General features: G+C 70.8%; 13 protein-coding genes and 1 tRNA gene. 5 read left to right on the top strand and 9 right to left on the bottom strand.

Annotation, left to right across the window (positions count from 1 at the left end; translation table 11 throughout):
* Positions 1-68: 68 nt before the first annotated feature.
* The gene (locus Q7X29_RS06240) at positions 69-7,421 is read right to left on the bottom strand and encodes a non-ribosomal peptide synthetase (protein ID WP_316573502.1); all 7,353 of its coding nucleotides are present in this window, start codon (positions 7,419-7,421) and stop codon (positions 69-71) included.
* Positions 7,422-7,676: 255 nt separating this feature from the next.
* Complete coding sequence (locus tag Q7X29_RS06235) at positions 7,677-8,543, bottom strand: M23 family metallopeptidase (protein ID WP_255586510.1); 867 nt, start codon at positions 8,541-8,543, stop codon at positions 7,677-7,679.
* Positions 8,544-8,808: 265 nt separating this feature from the next.
* Between Q7X29_RS06235 and Q7X29_RS06230 the strand changes: the two genes are divergently transcribed.
* Both Q7X29_RS06230 and Q7X29_RS06225 read left to right on the top strand, forming a co-directional pair.
* Entirely contained in the window at positions 8,809-9,840 is a 1,032-nt protein-coding gene (locus Q7X29_RS06230) for a nitronate monooxygenase (RefSeq protein WP_316573501.1), read from the top strand.
* 85 nt (positions 9,841-9,925) lie between these two features.
* Positions 9,926-10,318 (top strand): SCO5389 family protein, encoded by a 393-nt coding sequence (locus Q7X29_RS06225; protein ID WP_218720750.1) that lies wholly within the window; start codon positions 9,926-9,928, stop codon positions 10,316-10,318.
* Positions 10,319-10,588: 270 nt separating this feature from the next.
* Here Q7X29_RS06225 and Q7X29_RS06220 read toward each other — a convergent pair whose 3' ends face one another.
* The 3 genes from Q7X29_RS06220 to Q7X29_RS06210 form a co-directional block, all read right to left on the bottom strand.
* Positions 10,589-12,223, bottom strand: coding sequence for a long-chain fatty acid--CoA ligase (locus tag Q7X29_RS06220; RefSeq protein ID WP_218720751.1), 1,635 nt, complete (start codon positions 12,221-12,223; stop codon positions 10,589-10,591).
* A 119-nt stretch (positions 12,224-12,342) separates the two neighbouring features.
* The gene (locus tag Q7X29_RS06215; RefSeq protein WP_218720752.1) at positions 12,343-12,726 is read right to left on the bottom strand and encodes an ArsR/SmtB family transcription factor; all 384 of its coding nucleotides are present in this window, start codon (positions 12,724-12,726) and stop codon (positions 12,343-12,345) included.
* Between the two features lie 23 nt (positions 12,727-12,749).
* Positions 12,750-13,349, bottom strand: a complete 600-nt coding sequence (locus Q7X29_RS06210; RefSeq protein WP_218720753.1) for a TetR/AcrR family transcriptional regulator — start codon at positions 13,347-13,349, stop codon at positions 12,750-12,752.
* 72 nt (positions 13,350-13,421) lie between these two features.
* Between Q7X29_RS06210 and Q7X29_RS06205 the strand changes: the two genes are divergently transcribed.
* Both Q7X29_RS06205 and Q7X29_RS06200 read left to right on the top strand, forming a co-directional pair.
* The gene (locus Q7X29_RS06205) at positions 13,422-14,561 is read left to right on the top strand and encodes an acyl-CoA dehydrogenase family protein (protein ID WP_218720754.1); all 1,140 of its coding nucleotides are present in this window, start codon (positions 13,422-13,424) and stop codon (positions 14,559-14,561) included.
* A 99-nt stretch (positions 14,562-14,660) separates the two neighbouring features.
* The gene (locus Q7X29_RS06200) at positions 14,661-15,446 is read left to right on the top strand and encodes a DUF1542 domain-containing protein (protein WP_316573500.1); all 786 of its coding nucleotides are present in this window, start codon (positions 14,661-14,663) and stop codon (positions 15,444-15,446) included.
* Here the strand turns inward: Q7X29_RS06200 and Q7X29_RS06195 are convergent.
* A complete protein-coding gene (locus tag Q7X29_RS06195; RefSeq protein ID WP_316573499.1) occupies positions 15,360-16,511 on the bottom strand; it encodes a hypothetical protein in 1,152 nt (383 codons plus the stop codon). The two genes, Q7X29_RS06200 and Q7X29_RS06195, sit on opposite strands and share 87 nt — an antisense overlap.
* Positions 16,512-16,571: 60 nt before the next feature.
* Positions 16,572-17,201, bottom strand: coding sequence for a hypothetical protein (locus Q7X29_RS06190; protein WP_316573498.1), 630 nt, complete (start codon positions 17,199-17,201; stop codon positions 16,572-16,574).
* Between the two features lie 343 nt (positions 17,202-17,544).
* Here Q7X29_RS06190 and Q7X29_RS06185 point away from each other — a divergent pair.
* Positions 17,545-17,617: transfer RNA gene (locus Q7X29_RS06185), tRNA-Arg, on the top strand.
* A 242-nt stretch (positions 17,618-17,859) separates the two neighbouring features.
* On the opposite strand, the gene Q7X29_RS06180 is transcribed toward Q7X29_RS06185, so the two are convergent.
* The gene (locus Q7X29_RS06180) at positions 17,860-19,512 is read right to left on the bottom strand and encodes an AMP-binding protein (RefSeq protein ID WP_316573497.1); all 1,653 of its coding nucleotides are present in this window, start codon (positions 19,510-19,512) and stop codon (positions 17,860-17,862) included.
* Positions 19,502-20,503, bottom strand: a complete 1,002-nt coding sequence (locus Q7X29_RS06175) for an SDR family NAD(P)-dependent oxidoreductase (RefSeq protein WP_316573496.1) — start codon at positions 20,501-20,503, stop codon at positions 19,502-19,504. Before Q7X29_RS06175 ends, Q7X29_RS06180 begins: the two co-directional genes overlap by 11 nt.
* Positions 20,504-20,505 lie beyond the last annotated feature (2 nt).

The following is a 20,505-nucleotide window of genomic DNA, read 5'->3' as shown; positions in this document are numbered from 1 at the left end:
CGGTCGTGTCATCGCGATTCCACCTCACCCATCACCGGAACTCGTCGCCCCGTCACCACGGTCACGGCTCAGGCCACCGACGGACGCGGGTCCCCGAGCACCAGCACGACCTCGGCCGGACCGGGGTTGCCCGGCGCGGCGTCGTCGGCGATCACTGCCTGCAAGTCGTCGAGCCCGGCGGTGTCGAGTGCCTCGAGACCGGCCCGGTCGCCGAACAGATGGCTCACCCACTCCTCGGCCAGCGCGGCCGACAAGTCGTCGCCGGCAGTCTGCGCCAGCACCATCGACGCGCCGGCGACACCCGCGGCGACCGGCTCGACGAGGACGGCGAAGCTGTCGGCCGCGGCGGTGCCGAAGGTGCGCGACTCGAAGGTCAGCGCCGCGTCGGTGCGCACCCGCGCACCCGCCGTGGCCAGTTCGTCGTAGCTGCGGACCCCGTCGACGCCGACGAAGGCCGGGTCACCGCCGCGCAGTGCCCTGGTGCGGTCGGCGTAGGTCACCGGGCGGGCCGACTGGGTCGACAGCTCGGTACGGATCGACGGATCGTCGAGGACCACCCACTCGAAATCACCGTCCGGCGTCACGCCCGCGGTGATGCCGATCTTGGCCGCCGGTTCGGCGGGCAGCGCGCCGGCTCCCGGCGCGGGCAGCACGGCCGCACCGGCCTTGAGCACGGCCCACACCGCGACCGCCCAGTCGACGCCGCGCGGAAGATCAACGGCCACACCGGCACCCGGACCGAAACCACGGCCGATCAGCAACCGCGCCAACCGCGAGGACCGGGTGTCGAGCTGCTCGTAGGTCAGCGAATCGTCACCCCAGACCAGCGCGGGACCGTCTGGGTCGTCCTCGGCCGCGGCGGTGAACGCCTGCGCCAGCGTGGTACCGCCCGACGGCGCGGCAGGCGCGGGCGCCTGCGCGGCTCCGGCGAGCAGCCGGGCCCGCTCCTGCTCGTCGAGGATGTCGATATCGCCGACGCGGATCTGCGGGTCGGCGGCCACCGCGGTCAGGATGCGGGCGAAGCGCTCGCCGATGGTGCGCACCGTGGCCTCGTCGAACAGGTCGGTGGCGTAGTTGAACAGGGTGACCAGCTCGTCCGGCGCGCCTTCGGCGGTGAACCGGGGCTCGACGTCGACCTGCAGGTCGAACTTGGCCGCCACCGCGGTCTCCAGCGCGGTCACGCTGAGGCCGGGCAGCTCGAGCGCGGCCGCTTCGTTGTTGCTGAAGGTCAGCGCCACCTGGAACAGCGGATTGTGCGCGCTGCCCTTGCCCGGCGCGACCACCTCGACGACCCGCTCGAACGGCAGGTCGGCGTGGGCGAAGGCACCCAGGTCGGTCTCGCGGGCCAGATCCACCGCCTCGTCGAAGGACCCGGCCGGGTCCAGCGCGGTGCGCAGGGTCAGCGTGTTGACGAACATGCCGACCAGCTCGTCGAGCGCGCGCTCACCACGTCCGGCGACGGCGGTGCCGATGGCGATGTCGGTGGTGCCCGACAGCCGCGCCAACAGTACCGCCAGGGCCGCGTGCACGACCATGAACAGCGACGACTTGTGTTCGCGCGCGAGGTGGTTCAGCCGCGCGTGCACCTCGGCGGGCAACCGCAGCTCGGTGGTGGCGCCCCGCAGCGTCGGCGTCGCGGGACGCGGACGGTCCTGCGGCAGCTCCAGCAGCGGCGGCACCCCGGCGAGCTGGGTCCGCCAGTAGTCGAGCTGGGCGGCGGCGACCGAGTCCGGGTCGTCGTCGGCGCCCACGACCGCGCGCTGCCAGAGCGCGAAGTCCGCGTACTGCACCGGCAGCGGCGTCCAGGCCGGAGCCTGCTGCGCGGCGCGCGCGACATAGGCGGTCATCAGGTCGCGGGCCAGCGGGGCCAGCGACGCGCCGTCGGCGGAGATGTGGTGCACCACGAACACCAGCAGCCAGTCGGCCGACGATCCGTCGGTGAGCAGTCGCGCCCGCACGGGCACTTCCCTGGTGACGTCGAACCCGGCCTCGGCCAGCGCGGCGGCGCGGGCCAGGACCTCGGTCGTGGTCTCCACCTCGAGCCCGGCGGGCAGCACCTCGGCGACGGGCAGGATCTCCTGGACCGGGCTGCCGTCCACCGGCGCGCCGCGATCGACGGGCCCGGAGGAGGTAGCCGACGGTGACCACGCAGGGCCCTCGGACGCGGCGCCGTTGCACACCGGGAACCGGGTGCGCAGCGACTCGTGCCGGGTGAGCACGTCGGTCACCGCGGCGTCGAGCGCGGCCACGTCGAGCGCGCCGGTCAGCCGGATGGCGAACGGGATGTTGTACGAGCCCGACGCCGGGTCGAGCTGGTTGAGCACCCACATGCGCTGCTGAGCCAGCGACAGCGGAATGCGTTCCGGCCGTGCGGCGGCCACCAGCGCGGGCCGGGCCGCGGCCCCGCCGACCGCGCCGACGCGCGCGGCCAGCGCGGCGACGGTCGGCGCCTCGAACAGGTCGCGAATGGTGACCTCGGCGTCGAGGGCCTCGTTGATCCGGGCGATCGCGCGGGTAGCCAGCAGCGAGTTGCCGCCGAGCGCGAAGTAGTCGTCGTCGGCGCCGACCCGCGCCATGCCGAGCAGCTCGGCGTAGACGCCCGCCACGATCTCCTCGGTGGGCGTCGCGGGTGCGCGGAACTCGCCCGCCGTGAAGGTGGGCGCGGGCAGCGCTTTGCGGTCGAGCTTGCCGCTCGGGTTCAGCGGGAACGCGTCCAGGGCGACCAGGGCGGCCGGAATCATGTACGCGGGCAACGATTCACCGATCGCGGCGAGCAGCGCCGCCTGCTCGATCCGCTCCCCCGGCTTGGGCACCACGTAGGCGACCAGCTGCTCGCCGGCGGGCGAATCGGCCACCACGGCGACGGTCTGGCTGACCGACGGCTGCGCCAGCAGCGCGGTCTCGATCTCGCCGAGCTCGATCCGCTGGCCCCGGAACTTCACCTGGAAGTCGGTGCGGCCCAGGTATTCCAGGACCGGGGTGTCGGCGGTGGGCGTGCGCCACACCACCAGGTCACCGGTGCGGTACATCCGCGCGCCGGGCGTGAACGGGTTGGCCACGAAGCGATCCGAGGTCAGGTCGGGCCGGGCGACGTACCCGCGGGCGAGCTGATCGCCAGCCAGGTACAGCTCGCCGACGACACCCGCCGGCACCGGCCGCAGCCGCGAATCCAGCACGTAGACCTGGGTGTTCCACTGCGGCACGCCGATCGGCACCGACCCGCGATCGGTTTCGCCCGCGGGCCAGTAGGTCACCGACACCGCGGCCTCGGTCGGGCCGTAGAGGTTGTGCACCTGCGCGGTCGAGACCGCGCGCAGCGCCTCGACGGTCTCCGGCGGCAGCGCCTCACCGATGGCGAACACGTCGCGCAGCGTGGGGATGGCGCCGGGCGCGGTATGCGCGGCGAAGACGGTGAGCATCGACGGCACGAAGTCGGTCATCGTGACGCCCTGCGCGGCAATGGTTTCGGCGATGTAGGCGGGATCGCGGTGGCCGTCGTGGGTCGCGACGACCAGCTTCGCGCCGGTGCGCAGCGGCATGAAGTAGCCCCACAGCGACACGTCGAAGGTGGTCGCGGTCTTCTGCAGGTAGACATCGCCCGGAGCCAGCGGGTACTCCGCGAGCATCCACGCGATCTGGTTGTCGATCGCCTGGTGCGAGACCGCCACGCCCTTCGGACGGCCGGTGGAACCCGAGGTGAAGATGACGTAGGCCGGGTGCTGCGGCAGTACCGGCCGGACCAGCTCGGCCGGGCTCAACGGCTCGCCCGAGAAGCCGTCCAGCGCAACGGTGTCCATGGTGATCACCGGGGTCGCCGCAGGCACCTCGACGGCGTCGGCGGTGGTGGTCAGCACGCACACCGGCTGCGCGGTGTCGAGGATGTGCGCGATCCGCTCGGCCGGGTGATCCGGGTCCAGCGGCACGTACGCGCCGCCCGCGGTGACGATCGCGTACATGCCGACGACCAGATCCAGCGACCGGCGCACGGCCAGCCCGACCAGCGATTCCGCGCCGACCCCGCGCTGCACCAGCAGCCGGGCCAGCCGGTTCACCCGCTCGTCGAACTCGCGATAGGTCAGCTCGGTGCCCTCATAGGACAGCGCCACCGCATCGGGATGCGCCGCGACCGCACCACGGTAACCGTCGAGCAGCAGCGCGGGCGCCAGCTCGTGCCCGGTGTCGTTCCACCGCCGCAGGATTCGCTCGCGCTCGTCCGATTCGAGCAGCTCGATCGCGCCCACCGGACGGGCCGGATCGGCGACGACCTCGGTGAGCAGGCGCACCAGCCGGTCGGCGAACCCGGCGACGGTGGCCTCGTCGAACAGGTCGGTGGCGTAGGTGAACGCCGCCGACACCCCGTTCGCGACACCGGCGGTCTCCAGCGGGACGAGGGTGAGTTCGAGGTCGAACTTCGCGAACGGTACGGCCAGATCGACGCCGGCGACCGTGAGGCCGGGCAGCGTCAGCTCGGTGCCCGCGAGGTTCTGGAAGGTGAGCATCACCTGGAACAGCGGGTGCCTGGCCATCGACCTGGCCGGATCCAGCAGCTCGACGAGCCGCTCGAACGGCACGTCGGCGTGCCCGAAGGCGGCCACGTCGGTGCCGCGGACGCTGCCGAGCAATTCGTCGAAGCTGCGGGCCGGGTCCACCTCGGTGCGCAGCACCAGGGTGTTGACGAACATGCCGATCACGTCGTCGAGCACCGCTTCGCCGCGACCGGCCACCGGGGTGCCGACGGCGATGTCGGTGGTGCCCGACAGGCGCGCCAGCAGCACGGCCAGCGCGGCGTGCACGACCATGAACAGCGTCGAATTGTGTTCGCGGGACAGCCGATCCAGCGCGGCGTGGGTGTCGGCGTCGATCCGGAAGTCGTAGCTCGCGCCCCGGTTGGTCATCGCCGCGGGGCGCGGGCGATCGGCGGGCAGGTCCAATTGCTCCGGCAGTCCGGCCAATTCGTCCCGCCAGAACGAGATCTGCTGAGCCAGCAGCGAATCCGGATCGGACTCGGCGCCCAGCGTCGCCCGCTGCCACAGCGTGAAGTCGGCGTACTGCACCGGCAGCTGATGCCAGGCCGGCGCGCTGCCGCGCAACCGATCGGAGTAGGCGGCGATCAGGTCGCGGGTCAGCGGCGCCATCGAGAAACCGTCGGCGGCGATGTGGTGCACCACGCACAGCAGCACGTGCTCGTCGGCGCCGAGGCGGAACAGCCGCACCCGCACCGGCGGCGCGACCGCGACATCGAAACCGGCCACCGCCTGCTCGGCGATCAGACCGGGCAGCTGCTCGGGGGTCGCGTCGACCAGCTCGACCTGCGGGACCGCGCGGGGATCGCCCACCGGCAGCACCAGCTGCACGGCGTCACCGTCGACCTCCGGGTAGATCGTGCGCAGTACTTCGTGCCTGCCGACCAGGTCGGCGACGGCGGCGCGCATGGCCGCCACATCCAGCTCGCCGGACAACCGCACCGGCAGCGGGATGTTGTTGGCGCCGCTGCCCGGATCGAACCGGTTGAGGAACCACATCCGCTGCTGCGCGTAGGACAGCGGGATCTGCTCGGGCCGGGTCTGCGCGGTCAGCGGGTTGCCGGTGCCCGCGCCGACGTGCGACTCGACGCGCGCGGCCAGCGCCGACACCGTCGAGGCCTCGAACACCAGCTGGACCGGCACCCTGGCATCGAGCGCGGTCCCGATCCGGGCCACCGCCTGGGCGGCCAGCAGCGAGTTGCCGCCGAGCTCGAAGAAGTCGTCGTCCGCGCCGACCTGGTCGTCTCCCGACACCAGCAGCGCCGCGAACACCTGCGCGATGATCTCCTCGATCGGCGTGCTCGGCGCGCGGAACTCGCGGGCGGTGAAGGTGGGCTCCGGCAGGGCCTTGCGATCGAGCTTGCCGACCGGGGTCAGCGGGATCTCGTCGAGCAGCATGATCGCCGCAGGCACCATGTACGCGGGCAGCAGGCCCGACAGGTGGTGGGCCAGGTCGGCCGGGGTCACCGCGGCGCCCGCGCGGGGCAGCACGTAGGCGACCAGCGAGGTCACGCCGTTGGTCAGCGTGCGGCCGAGGGTGGCCGCGAAGTCGACGTCGGGGTGGGTGGTCAGCGCGTTGTCGATCTCGCCCAGCTCGATGCGCAGGCCGCGGATCTTGACCTGGAAGTCGGAGCGGCCGAGGTACTCGAACTCGCCGGAGGTGTCGCGGCGCACCAGGTCACCGGTGCGGTACAGGCGTCCGCCGGGCGCGCCCGCGTCGGCGCCGAACGGGTTGGCGACGAAGCGCTCGGCGGTCAGCTCGGGACGGTCCAGATAGCCCTGGGCCAACGCGGGACCGGCCAGGTACAGCTCACCGACGACGCCCGCGGGTACCGGGCGCAGGCGCGCGTCCAGCACGAAGGCCGCGACACCCGGGATCACCGAACCCAGCGTCACCGCCGCGCCCGCGGTCATCTCGCCGGTGGTCACCATGACGGTGGCCTCGGTGGGGCCGTAGGCGTTGAACACCGAACGGCCCTGCGCCGCCCAGCGATCCACCAGTTCGGGGCCGAGCTTGTCGCCGCCGGTGACGACCACCCGCACGCTGTCGACCCGGGTGGAGTCGACCGACTCGAGCGCGCCCGGGGTGATCAGCAGGTGCGAGACCTGTTCGCGGCGAACGAGATCGGCGAGTTCGTCGCCACCGAACACCGTCGGCGGCACCACGACCAGCGTCGCGCCCGCGGTGAAGGTGAACAGCATCTCCATCAGGGAGAAGTCGAAGCTGGGCGAGCTCAGGTGAGTCACCCGCGAGCCCGCGTCGATGCGGTACTGCCTGCCCACCGCGGCCATTGTCGACAGGCCCGCCTGGGTCACCACGACGCCCTTGGGCAGACCGGTGGAGCCCGAGGTGTAGATGACATAGGCCGGATGCCGCTCGTCGAGCGTGCGCACCCGGTCGCTGTAGGAGATGGCGTGCGCGGGCTGGGCCGCGATCCGCGCCGCGACGGTGGGGTCGTCGAGCTCGAGCCACTCGGTGGAGGTACCGAGCGCGGGCCGGTGCGCGGCGGTGGTGACGCCGAGCACGGCGTGCGAATCGGTGACGATGTGGGCGATGCGCTCGGCCGGGTAGGCCGGGTCGATCGGCACGTAGGCGGCGCCGGACTTGGCCACGGCCCACACACTGAGCACCGATTCGATCGAGCGGGTGATCGCGACGGCGACGATGTCACCGGGGCCGATGCCACGGGCGATCAGCTCCCTGGCGAGCCGGGAGGACTCCTCGTCCAGCGCGCGGTAGGTGAGTTCGCGCTGGTCGGCCGGGTCGCCGGTGGGGTTGAACCGGATGGCGGTGGTGTCGGCGGCCGATTCCACGGCGGCCGTCAGCAACTGACCGAATGTCGGACTGCTCGACCGGCGACGGCGGTTACCGCGGGCAGAACGACGGGCAGTTTCCATTCGGGTTCATTCACCTCTCATCGAGCATGGACGCGCCGACGGCCGCCCCGTGCAGATCGAGCCATCATATCGAGCGACCACAGACCGACCGAACGTCGTGCCGACAGCCCCCGATTGCGGGGCCCCCGGTTCCACGGGCCCTGAGGAGTATCGGCCCGCCGACCAGGCGTGTTGCCGGATCACACAGCAAAGTGACGGGGCTCATACTGAACCACCGTCACTCGGCTTTCGCGGAGAGTCCGCGACTGGAAACGCTCAGTGCGCGGAGGGGCCCCACTCCAGCGGCACACCCTTGGAGGCGAGGTAGGGAATGGGATCCATCTTGGCGCCGCCCTGATCCCAGATCTCCAGGTGCAGGTGCGGGCCGGTTGACTGGCCGCGGTTGCCGACGGTCGCGATGACGTCGCCCGCGTTGACGCGCTGACCCTGGGTCACCAGCATCTCGTTGACGTGGCCGTAGACGGCGGTGGTGCCGTCGTCCTGCAGCACCCGCACCCACAGGCCGAAGCCCGAGGCCGGGCCCGCCTCGACGACGGTGCCGCTGGACACGGAGTGGATCGGGGCGCCGATCGAGTCGGCGAAGTCCAGGCCGTAGTGCATGGCGCCCCAGCGGGCGCCGAATCCGGAGCTGATCGGGCCCGCGACCGGGCGGGCGGCCTGCGGCGGCGCGACCTGGTGCTGGATGCCCTGGATGATGTCCTCGACCTGGGCCAGCGGGCCCGCGATCTCGGGCGGCAGGTTGCCGATGCCGAACGGCGCGGCGACGGGCGACGCGATCGGCGCGGCGACGGCGTCGACCTGCGTGGGCGCCTCGGCGGGTGCGGCGACCTGCTTGGCGGCGACGAGGTTGACCTCGGCGGCCTCGCGAGCGGAATCGGGGACGACGGATTCCTCGACGTCGTCGTTGTGCGTCGGCAGCAGCGGGGCCGCGTAGGCGATGGTCGGGGCGATCGAGGCGGCGGTGCCGACGATGGCGCCCGCGGCGACCGCGGCGCTGGCGGCGACCCGCACCCGATCGGTGCGAGAGGGTTCGGCGCGGTGCCGGCTCGGGCGCCCGGCGCCTCCGTCACCCAACAGGGCCTTGACGGAGATGGATTCGGGGCCCATACGGTGCTGCGACAAAGTCTCGTCCTAGCGTCCGACAACAAGGAAACGAAACCGGTGACGACCGGCCCGGAATCCGCCTGGGCGGTTCCCGTTACCGACCCGGGTGTAACGGTTCGGCATCCGTTGTGACGGGAACTCTACCCGGTCGTGACCATTCCGCAACCTTCTCTATCGAACTCGCAGGTGGGAGGCCTGTCCCACAGTAACGATCCCGTTGCCGAGCCGGTCACACGCGCCGGTCCCGGCGCTTGACCCGGCGCCGACGGGACAGACTCGGGACATGGTGATCGAGAGCTTGCGTGTCCCCATCGTCGCCGCGCCCATGGCAGGCGGCCCGTCCACCCCGGAGTTGGTGGTCGCCGTCTCGAACGCGGGCGGGTTCGGCCAGCTGGCCGCCGGCTACCTCGCGCCTGCGGCGATGGCCGACCAGATCGCGGCGACCAGAGCCGCGACCACCGCCCCCTTCGGCATGAATCTGTTCGCCCCCGGCCCGGTCGCCGAGCCGGCGACCTACGCGGCCTATCTGGCCGAGCTGGGCGCGGAGTTCCCGCTCGGCACGCCCAAGCACGACACCGACGGCTGGGCGGAGAAGATCGACCTGCTGGTGGCCGACCCGGTCGCGGTGGTGTCGACGACCTTCGGCTGCCCCACCGCCGTCGAGGTGGACCGGCTGCACGCGGTCGGCACCGAGGTCTGGGTGACGGTCACCTCCCCCGCCGAGGCGGCGATCGCGCTCGACGCGGGCGCCGACGCGCTGATCGCCCAGGGCGCCGAGGCGGGTGGACACCGCGCGAGCTTCCTCGACGATCCCGCCGACGACCCGGTCGACCCGCTCGGCCTGCTGACCCTGCTCCAACTGCTCACCGCGAGCACCGACCGCCCGATCATCGCCGCGGGCGGCATCGCCACCGGCGCCGGCCTGGCCGCGGTACTCGCCGCGGGCGCGGCCGCCGGGCAGCTCGGCACCGCGCTGCTGCGCTGCCCGGAGGCGGGCACCAACGCCGCGCACCGGGGCACGATCGGCTCGGCGGAACCGACGATGCTCACCCGGGCCTTCACCGGACGGCGTGCGCGCGGAATCCGCAACCGTTTTCTTCGGGAGCACACCGCGACCGCACCCGCCGCCTACCCCGAAATTCATTACGCCACCGCCCCGTTGCGGGCCGCGGGCCGCGCCGCCGGCAACACCGACGATGTGAATCTGTGGGCGGGGCAAGCGCATTCACTGGTGACCGAGCTATCGGCAGGCGAACTGATCGCCGACCTGGCCGCCGACGCGAAAAGCGCACTACGGAAAGCACTTTCAGAATGAATCCAGGGTTGTTGACAACCGATTTCGTTTAGACTCGAAGGGGCATCGCATCCCGCCGACCACCACCAAGCAGGAGGAGAGCGCCATGTCCCTCGATGTTCCCGCAGCACTGCTCGAGCGCGCCGAACAGGGCGATATCGACGACGCCGAGTTCGTAGAATGCGTCCGCACGTCACTGCCGTACGCCTGGGAAGTGGTGAGCCGGGTAGCCGGCGACCTGCGGGCGGGCGACGCGGAGTTCGCCGACAATGTGGTGCCGCCGCCGGACGAGGTCGCCCGCGGCCAGCTGCTGCGCGCCCTGGCCTCCGACGCCATCCGCGGCGGACTGGAACGGCACTTCGGCGTGAAACTCGCCTTCCAGAACTGCCATCGGGTCGCGGCCTTCCCGCTCTCGGCGGTCGGCGGCGAGACCTACAGCCGCTACATCAGCCCGCGCGCCCAGCTCCTCAACCAGAGCCCGGAACTCCGGAACTGTTGAGCACCAGCGTTTCTGTCGACAACTGAATATCGACAACTGCATCGCACAACAGGATCCGACAGCTGAATCCGACAACAGAACAAACAACTGAACAACAACTGAATGAGAACGGCGGGCGTGGAAGAGATTCCACGCCCGCCGCCACATCTACCAGCCGACACCCCGGTTTCGGCCGCCTCGCCGCCGAGGGGTGAGACGTACCGCCGAAGGCGCAGTATCACCCCTCGGCGGCGAGGTCACGAGGCCGAAACCCGCGGCGCCAGCCGCCAATTACACAGTCGTCACATCCAGCTCGCCCTCGGCGTACTGCGCGCGCAGCCGCTTCTTGTCGAACTTGCCCACACTGGTCTTGGGCACCTCGGCGATGAAGGTCCAGCGCTCCGGCAGCTGCCACTTGGCGAACTTGTCGGCCAGGAAGTCACGCAGTTCGACGGCGTCGGCGGCGGCGCCCTCGGCCAGCACGATCGCGACCAGCGGGCGCTCGTCCCACTTCTCGTCCGGCACGCCGATCACGGCGGCCTCGGCGACGGCCGGGTGGCCCATCACCGCGTTCTCCAGGTCCACCGAGGAGATCCACTCGCCGCCGGACTTGATGACGTCCTTGGAGCGGTCGACCAGGGTGAGGTAGCCGTCGGGGCTGATCTTGCCGACGTCGCCGGTGCGCAGCCAGCCGTCGTCGAACTTGTCCGGGTCGATCTCGGCCCCGGTCGGCGAGTAGTAGGAGCCGGTGATCCACGCGCCGCGGACCTCGAGCTCACCGAGCGACTCACCGTCGTTCGGGACGACCTTGCCGTCGTCGCCGACGAGCCGGGCCTCGACATTGGCCGGGAAACGGCCCTGCGTGTAGCGGTAGGCCCAGGCCTCCTCGCCCTCGACGCCCGCGGGCGCGTGCGCGACGCTGCCCAGCGGGGAGGTCTCGGTCATGCCCCACGCGTGCAGGATGCGCACGCCGTGCTTCTCCTCGAACGCGCGCATCATGGCGGGCGGGACCGCGGAGCCACCGACGACGGCGGTGCGCAGGTGCGAGATGTCCTGCGGCTGCGCGGCCAGACCCGCCAGCACGCCGCCCCAGATGGTCGGCACGGCGGCGGCGAAGGTCGGCTTCTCGGCGGCCATCATCTCCAGCAGCGGGCCGGGCTGCAGGAAGCGGTCCGGCATCAGGATGTTCGCGCCCGACATCAGCGCCGCGTACGGCAGGCCCCACGCGTTGGCGTGGAACAGCGGCACGATCGCGAGCACGTAGTCCCCGCCGTGGAAACCCATGCCGTTGGGCGAGTTCACCTGCATCGCGTGCAGCCAGTTGGAGCGGTGCGAGTAGACGACGCCCTTCGGGTCGCCGGTGGTGCCGGAGGTGTAGCACATGGCGGCGGCGGAGCGCTCGTCCACGACCGGGAAGTCGAACTCGGCGGACTGGCTGTCGAGCAGCTCGCGGTAGGAGTGCACCTGCACACCTTCGGGCGCGGTCAGTGCGGCGGCGTCGCCGTTGACGACGATCACGTGCTCGACCGTCTTCAGGTTCGGTAGGTACTGAGCGAACAGCGGCACCAGGGTGCCGTCGACGAGCACGACCTTGTCCTCGGCGTGGTTGGCGACGAACACCAGCTGCTCCGGGAACAGGCGGATGTTGAGCGCGTGCAGCACCGAGCCCATCGCGGGCACCGCGATGTAGGCGACCATGTGCTCGTTGTTGTTCCACATGAAGGTGCCGACGCGGTCGCCCTCTTCGATGCCGAGCCCGCGCAGCGCGTTGGCCAGCCGTGCGGCGTCGGCGCCGAGCTCACGGTAGGTCATGGTGCGCACACCGTCGCCGGTCCAGGTGGACACGGTCGAATTGCCCTGGAAGGTGGCGGCATAGTTGAGCAGTTTGGCCAGCGACAGCTGGTCGTCCTGCATGGTGCTCAGCATCGAAAACTCCTTCGGTCTCGCCGCGGCATGAGCCACGTCACAAGCGGATGCTACCGAAGGGAGCGCGGGCGGCAACCGTTTCCCAGCGTAACTTTTCCTGGTGAACGGTGTGTTCAGCGTCAGCCCTCTTGCGTGCGGTGCGGCGGTTGCGCGTCGGGGCCGCGATGATGCGCGGGCACACCGGGGCCCGCGTGCTCGGCGTTGTGCACCGCGTCGACCACCAGCCTGCGGACGTGGTCGTTCTCCAGGCTGTAGTAGATCGTGGTGCCCTCCCGACGGGTGCGCACCAGCCGCGCCATCCGCAATTTGGCCAGATGCTGCGACACCGACGGCCCCGGCTTGCCGACCTCGGTCGCCAGTTCGTTCACCGACAATTCACGGTCGGCCAGCGCCCACAGCACCTGGACCCGGGTCGGATCGGCGAGCATCCGGAAGACCTCGACGACCAGCCCCACCTGGTCCTCGGCCAGTGGTGCGCGGACCGGGTCGCCGTCTGCGTTCATGCGCAGATGATAGGCCCGGCCGGTCAGCGCAAGGCGAGGTCGGCCAGCGCGGTCCAGTCGGCCAGCACCTGCTTGCGGCGGACCCGGTCGCGCCCGACCATCTCGTCGAGAGTGGCGCCGCGGACCAGATTGATGGTGAGCCAGAAGGTGCTCTCCAGCCGCTCGCGGGTGATCGCGGGGTCGATCAGCCCGGCGCAGCGGTCGAGCAACTCGACGGTCAGCTCGTGCTGGACGCGCAGCATCTCCCGGCGCAGCGGCGGATCGTTGGCGATGCCGACGTAGAGCTCGACGGCGGCGCGGCCGAGCTGCCCGGCGAACGTCGCGGTGACCAGTTCGACCAGCACCGCGCCCGCCGCGCTGTCCCCCGGCAGGGCTTTGGCCTTGCGCTGCATGGCTTCTCGCTGCCGCTCGGTGAGATGTCCGATGGTCTGCGCGAACAGCTCGCTCCTGGTGTGGAACTGGTGCAGCTGCGCGCCCCGGGTGACCCCGGCCCTGGCGGTGATGTCGGCGATCGAGGCCCCCGCGTAGCCGACCTCGGCCAGGCTCTCGATCGCGGCATCGAGCAGCAGGGTCCGCGTTCGCAGACTCTTCTCCTGATGCTTGTTCGGTGGCAGCTCGGGCATCGACCCAGTATAGAGCGTGAAAATTCCATGCTGCCTTGCACGCAATTCAGTGCTGGACGTACTGTGTCGAGCATGGCTGTTGACCGGATGCTGCCCACCGACGAAGCGCGCGAGCTGATCGAGCTGACCCGCGACATCGCCGACAAGGTGCTCGAACCGCGCGTCGCCGAGAGCGAGAAGACCGGCGTCTTCCCCGACGGCGTCTTCCCCGCTCTCGGCGCGGCCGGGCTGCTGAGCCTGCCGTATCCGGAGGAATTCGGCGGCGGCGCGCAGCCCTACGAGGTCTACCTGCAGGTGCTCGAGGAACTGGCGAGCCGCTGGGCCGCCGTCGCGGTCGCGGTGAGCGTGCACGGCCTGTCCTGCCATCCACTGTTCACCTATGGCACCGACGAGCAGAAGCAGCAGTGGCTGGCGAGCATGCTCTCCGGCGAGACCATCGGCGCCTACAGCCTGTCCGAGGCACACGCGGGCTCCGACGCCGCCGCCCTGCGCTGTCGCGCCACCCCGGTCGACGGCGGCTACCGGCTCACCGGCACCAAGGCGTGGATCACCAACGGCGGCCGCGCCGACTTCTACACCCTGTTCGCCCGTACCGGCGAGGGCTCGCGCGGCATCTCCTGCTTCCTGGTCCCCGCCGACACCGCGGGCCTGAGCTTCGGCAAGCCCGAGGAGAAGATGGGCCTGCGCGGCATCCCCACCACCACCGCCGCCTACGACGACGCCTTCCTGCCCACCGAACGCCGCATCGGCGACGAGGGCCAGGGCTTGTCGATCGCCTTCAGCGCCCTCGACGCGGGCCGCCTCGGCATCGCCGCCGTGGCCACCGGTGTCGCCCAGCGCGCGCTCGACGAGGCCGTGGCCTACGCCAAGGAGCGGGAGGCGTTCGGCCGCAAGATCATCGACCACCAGGGTCTGGGCTTCGTCCTCGCCGACATGGCCGCCGCCGTCGACACCGCCCGCGCCACCTACCTCGACGCCGCGCGTCGCCGCGACGCCGGACTGCCGTACTCGCGGCAGGCCAGCGTCGCCAAGCTGGTCGCCACCGACGCCGCGATGAAGGTGACCACCGACGCGGTCCAGGTCTTCGGCGGCTACGGCTACACCCAGGACTTCCCGGTGGAGCGCTACATGCGTGAGGCCAAGGTCATGCAGATCTTCGAGGGCACCAACCAGATCCAGCGCCTGGTGATCGCACGCCATCTCGCCGGGTGAGCTACCCCGCAACGCGCTGATCACACAGCCTCAGCCCGTTACGGCAACCGGCCAGTAAACTGGACGGCGTCTCGAGACCTCGGGCGAAAGAGGTGCGCGATGCTGTGGTGGTTGATCGTGATCGTCGTCGTGTGCGTGGTCGCGCTGCTGTATCTGCGCGCCGAGCAGAACAAGCGGACCGCGCGCGAACTCGACGAAGCGCAGGCCGATGCCAGAGTGACGATCGAACGGCTCGGCGGCCAGGTGTACCAGCTGTCGCCGCGCAACGAAGCGGCCCGGCAGGCGCTGGCCGACGCGTCCGAACGCTACAACGCCGCGGGCGGGCAGATGGACAGGGCGAACTCACCCGTCCAGGCCCGCCTGGCCAAGCAGACGGCAGTGGAAGGGCTCTATTACATCCGGGCTGCGCGCACGGCGATGAATATGGACCCGGGCCCGCCGGTACCGGCCCTCGATGGTCAGGACATCGCGGGACAGGTCGACCAGCAACGGGTCGTCGAGCACAACGGTCGCCGCATCGCCGCTTCCCCCACCCCCTCCCAGGGCACGCCGAACTATTACCCCGGCGGGCGTGTGGCCGGACGGCCGGTCCCCGCGGGGTGGTATTCGGAGCCGTGGTGGAAGCCCGCGCTGATCGCCGGCGCCTGGGGCGCCGGTTCGGCACTGCTGTTCACGACATTGTTCGCCGGGATGTCCGGAGTCGGCTACGACGCCCAGGCCTTCGAGGACGGCACCGGCGAAGCGGCACTCGACCAGGGCGAGGTCGGCCAGGATCCGGGGTACGACCCGGGTCAGGATTCAGAGGGGTGGGGCGGCTCCGATGGTGTCGACGGTGGATACGACAGCGGCGGGTTCGACAGCGGCGGTGGATTCGACGCGTTCTGAACCAGGCGGCGGGCCGGGACCTGCCCTGGCGCCACCGAGATAGCCGGGGCCGGGATGCGACGGGGGCACCACGCCACGACGAATCATGTTGCGGCCATGCGGGTCTGGGCTCATGTCGCAGCTCACGTCGTGCCGGTGCCGACCGTCGGCGCGACTGCGCGCGGTAACCACCGCCTCGACCCGGATGCCGGGTAACAGTCGGCCGGCGGCGATCGGATCGCCTCGGTCCGCCCAGAGCGGGGGCACACCGGCCGCAGATAGTCCGCCCTGCGCCGGACACTTCCGAGCCTGGACCTGCGGCGGGACCTTCCGGGTCTCTGCCTGCATCGGGACCATGCAGGTCTCGACTTCCGCCGGGACCATCCGAGGCTCGACCTCCGCCAGGACCATCCGAGGCTCGACCTGCGTCGGGACCTTCTGAGGCTCGACCTGGATCGTGGCGACCGCATCGAGGTCAGCCCGGCCGTAGCCGACCGCGGCGGGGCAGACCGAGCCGCCGGGTACGTCGCCCACCGGGTCCACAGGCGAGAGTTCCCCAGGGCAGGACTGGCCGCCACTCGCCACGCCCCCCGTGGTGACGACCGCGCGTTCGGCCGCATCGCCCGAGTCCGCAGGACCATCCGCGATTGCCGACTCGGCAGGACCGGTCGCCACGGACGGCTCGGCGGGGTCCGACTCCACGGGATCGGCACCGGGTGTGGGCCGAGTCGGTTCGGCCTGGCCGGGTAGCGCGAACCCGAACGTGGTGAGCAGCGAGAGGATCGGCTCGACCGGCGATGAACCCTTCGGGAGGACCAGGTCCAGCGTGGGGCCCAGGTCAGCCGACGGCGGTCCGAGTTCCCATGACGGAGCATCTCCTGCTGCCGCGTCTTCCGTGGTGGATCGTCCGAGCTCCGGCAGGAGAGCGTCGAGGATCGGGGGCGACAGGTCCGGGCCGACGGCCGTGACCAGCGGGAGGTGCTGGGCGGTCGGAGTGTCCTCGGCGGCGGCCACGCCGGCGATCGACAGCGCGGCGAACACCATGCCGGTCAGCAACACACCACGGACGTAGCCGGCCGCGCGCATCACCCACTCCTTCCTGTCTCGTCAGTACTGGTTCTTCCGGTCGGCGACAAGCCGCGCCCGTCAGCTGGGCGTGCGGCACTCCGACAACTCCCCCGCGTCCCGCCGAACCTGCTTGGACGCGGGCAGCCGCTGGGCGACCACCCTGATCCGCGGATTCTCGTTCTCGATCTGCTGTGCCGAGGCGGCGAGCAGATCCCTGGCGACGCCGCGCAGCCGATCGGTATCGGCGATATCCACGCCGCCCATCTCGCCCGCCCGCGCGCGGTCCGCCTGCCCGAGCCGCTCGAAGAGCCCGACCAATTCCCCCTGCGCGGAGCGCCATTCGTCGGGGTAGAGGTCCGGGATCGGTAGCCGGCCGGCGGTATCGCGCGCACCGTCGGCCGCGGCGGCCCGGCCACCGAGGATCATCGCCGCCGTGTCGCGATACTGCGCCGGCGTGAGCGCCCCGGCTTCGCGCTCGGCCGCTTTCAGCTCCGCCCGATATCGGGTCTGCAGCGAACAGACGGACCGATAGAACGCGAGCATGGTCGATTGCGTCGCCGCGCTCGCGCCCTCGATCGCCTCGGCGCGCGCCGCAGCAGCCCGATCCACCTGCGACGACGCCGAATCCGGATCGACCAGCCCGCCGTCGACCGCGCACCCGCTCAGCCCCACACACACCGCCGCGGCCAGCACGAGCGCCCTCACCACCTGCGCACGCCGAGCCATCCGATCGACACGGACAACCCCGGCGGCACGGCGCGACTCGACGCGCCGTGCCGCCGTAAGCGGGACCCCACAACCATGACCACGTACTCCTCGCGAGAAGACAGAAAGTCAGTGCGTGCACGAATGCCCGACCAGGCCGGGCGGAAGCCACCGGGAACGCTAGAACACCGAAACCCCACCTCAGGGGCCCACACCCGTTTCAGATCAGCGTGTCGCCGTGTTCGCCGACACCGCGCACCCCGTCCCCAGCTTTGCTACCCCCCAGCCCCCGCACGCTATACTCGGCACGGTCGAACCGGGCCCCACCCCGACCCCGACCAACCCCGCCTTCGTAGCTCAGGGGATAGAGCACCGCTCTCCTAAAGCGGGTGTCGCAGGTTCGAATCCTGCCGAGGGCACAAGAATTTCCGCAGGTCAGGTCACTCTGGATGGCCGCACAGGCCGTCACCCAGTACCCACCGAGAAGGCCCCGATACTCGACGACAAGGGCCTCCTGACCGCCAACGCGGTCTATCCGATGCCGTGGCGACTCGGCTGCGACCCGCTGCGCGTCGAACAGGACCAGCGCGGACGGCAGATCATCACCATCGAGTTGCAGGCGGGAGCGTCGGACATCTTCCCGTTCGAGCGGAGCGGCGGTTCAGGACCCGGCCGGGGCCTGCAATTTCGCCCGCAGGACCTTGCCGCTGGCGTTTCGCGGGATCTCGTCGAGCACGACGAATCGCTTGGGCACCTTGTAGCGCTCGAGCCCATCACGCACAAACTGTTTGAGCGCGTCCTCTCCTGGCGCGACCGCATCGGGTCCGAGCACGATGAAGGCGTTGAGGACTTGCCCGAATTCGGGATCCGGAACGCCGATCACGACCGCGTCGGTGATGCCGGAGTGAGTGGCGAGGCGGTCCTCGACCTCGCCGGGGAAGATGTTCTCCCCGCCGGAGACGATCATGTCGTCGGCACGGCCGTCGATGAACAACCTGCGCTGCGCATCGAAATGGCCCATGTCGCCGGTGCAGACATGCCCGTCGACGACCTCCTTGACCGAGACTTTCGCCGCGGGGTCAGGGGTGTATCCGGCGTATTCCAGACCGCTGCGCACGAAGATCTCACCGACCTCCCCCGGCGCGGCTTCGGTGCGGTCACCGCGCAGAACGCGGACCGACACCCCGAGCGCGGCCCGGCCGATGGTGTCGGGCGCGGCGACGAGGTCGGCGGGAGTGGCGATCGTGACCAGGCCCGCCTCGGTCGAGCCGTACCCATTGACCAGGATCGGTCCGAAGGCGTCGATCAGGTTCGCGATCGTGGTCGGTGAGATCGGCGCGGCGCCGGTGACCATGATCCGCAATGCCGAACGTGCCGAAGCATTTTCAGCAAGTTCCGGCACGGCGAGCAGCCGTTGCAGCATGACCGGCACCGCCATCACCACGGTGACTCGATGACGGGTGATGTCGTCGAGCGCGGTAGCGGCGTCGAAGCGACGGCGGCAGATCGCGGTCGCTCCCAGGGCCAGCGGACCGAGCAGCGACAACAATCCGAAGCCGTGGAACATCGGCGGCGCGACCAGCACCCGGTCGGTGGACCGCAGTCGCAGGATCGCCATCGCGGTCAGTGTGAGCGCCACGATCGCGGTCGGCTTCACCGCCCGCGGCACACCCTTGGCCAGCCCGGTGGTGCCCGAGGTCAACAGGGTCATCTTGACCGCGTGGCGAACGCGCGGCGGGCGCGGGTGACTGCGGGAAGCCAGCTCGCCCAGCGTCGTCAGTCCGGCGTCGTCGGCGTGCGGTTCGCGCCACGCCAGCACCCGCATGCCCTGGTAGTCGGCCTTCGCGACGGCGGCGGCGTACTCGTCGTCGTAGATCAGCACGTCGGGGTTGTGCCGGGCCAGGACGGCGTGCAGCTGCGGGGCGGGCAGCTCGGTGTTGATGAAGATCAACTCCGCACCCAGTTGCGCACCTGCGGCCATCGCTTCGGCGAACCCGCGATGGTTGCGGCAGAGGATGCCCACCGACATCGGCGGGCTCGCGCACGCGGCGTACAGCGCCGCGGCGATCGCTTCGGCACGTTGCTGCAACTGCCGATAGGTCAGCTGTCCGGCGTCGTCGATGATCGCGATCTTGTCCGGGTGACGAATCGCGCTGGCCGCCAGCAACATCGCCGGGGTCGGCCCGAACCGGTAGAGGCCGCGCGCCAACGCCACGGCTTTGCGCGGGCCTACCGGGGCGAGCATGCCCGAAGCAACGACCGCCGGTAACGCCGAACCCCATTGACGCAGACTCTGGGTCAGCTCACCGGGCATTCGTGCGCACCTGTTCCTGATCGCCACCGGCGGAATCGGTGACATTCGACGAGGCCGGCTCGCCCCGGGTCGGCGGCCGCAACCGCGACAGCGAGGCCTCGGTGTCACCGAGGTTGCGGAAGACCCGTTCCATCAGCACTTCCAGCGGTAGCCGGAACACGGTAGCGATCACCGCGGAGGGAAAGCCGTAGAGCGGGGTCATCGTTCGCGGCTTCTTCACGACGGCCTTGGCCAGGACCTTCGCCGCGTCCTGCGGTGTCTGACCGGGCAGCACGCGCATCCAGCGGCTCGGCGCGCTCATCCGGGTATGCAGCAGGCCGCCGTAGAAGGTGGTCAGGGTGACTCCGTCAGCGCGGGCTTCAGCGCCGACCGCGCGCATCCACCAGTCGAAGGCCAGCTTCGACGACAGGTAGAAGCCCCATTTGGGGGCGTTGGGGAACATGATCCCGACGGTGGAGACGTTCACGATGTGGCCGCTGCCGCGGGCTCGCATGCCCGGCAGCAGGGCCAGCGTGAGCCGCATCGGTCCGAGGTAGTTGGCGCCGGACGTCGCGGCGATGTCCTTGGGCCGGTTATAGGACAGGTGAATCGAACGGCGCAACGACTTGCCCGCATTGTGGATGAGGACGTCGACCTCGCCCAAGTCGTAGCGCACCGCTGCGGCGAATTCCGCGATCGACTGCTCGTCGGTGAGATCGAGGCGGTACGGATAGGCCTCGCCGCCGGCGGCGTTGATGTCCTCGGCCACCTCGAGCAGCCGATCCATCGACCGGGCCGCGACAACCACCCGGGCACCCGCAGCGGCGAACCACCGGGCGGTCGCCGCACCGACACCGAACGACGCCCCGGTGATCACGACCACCTTGCCCTCGACCTCGCTACGCAGGGCAGCTCGGCTGCGTAACCCGCGAGGACCGATGACCCATGCGACCGCTCGCGCGAGCGGCGTCTCGACGATCCGCGAGGGACCGGTGGGCAGCACTTCGGACATGG

It is taken from the genome of Nocardia canadensis, from assembly GCF_032656385.1.
GTDB classification, from domain to species: Bacteria; Actinomycetota; Actinomycetes; order Mycobacteriales; family Mycobacteriaceae; genus Nocardia; species Nocardia canadensis.
Note: the sequence above shows the minus strand (reverse complement) of the source record. Positions and strands in the feature narration are given on the sequence as shown.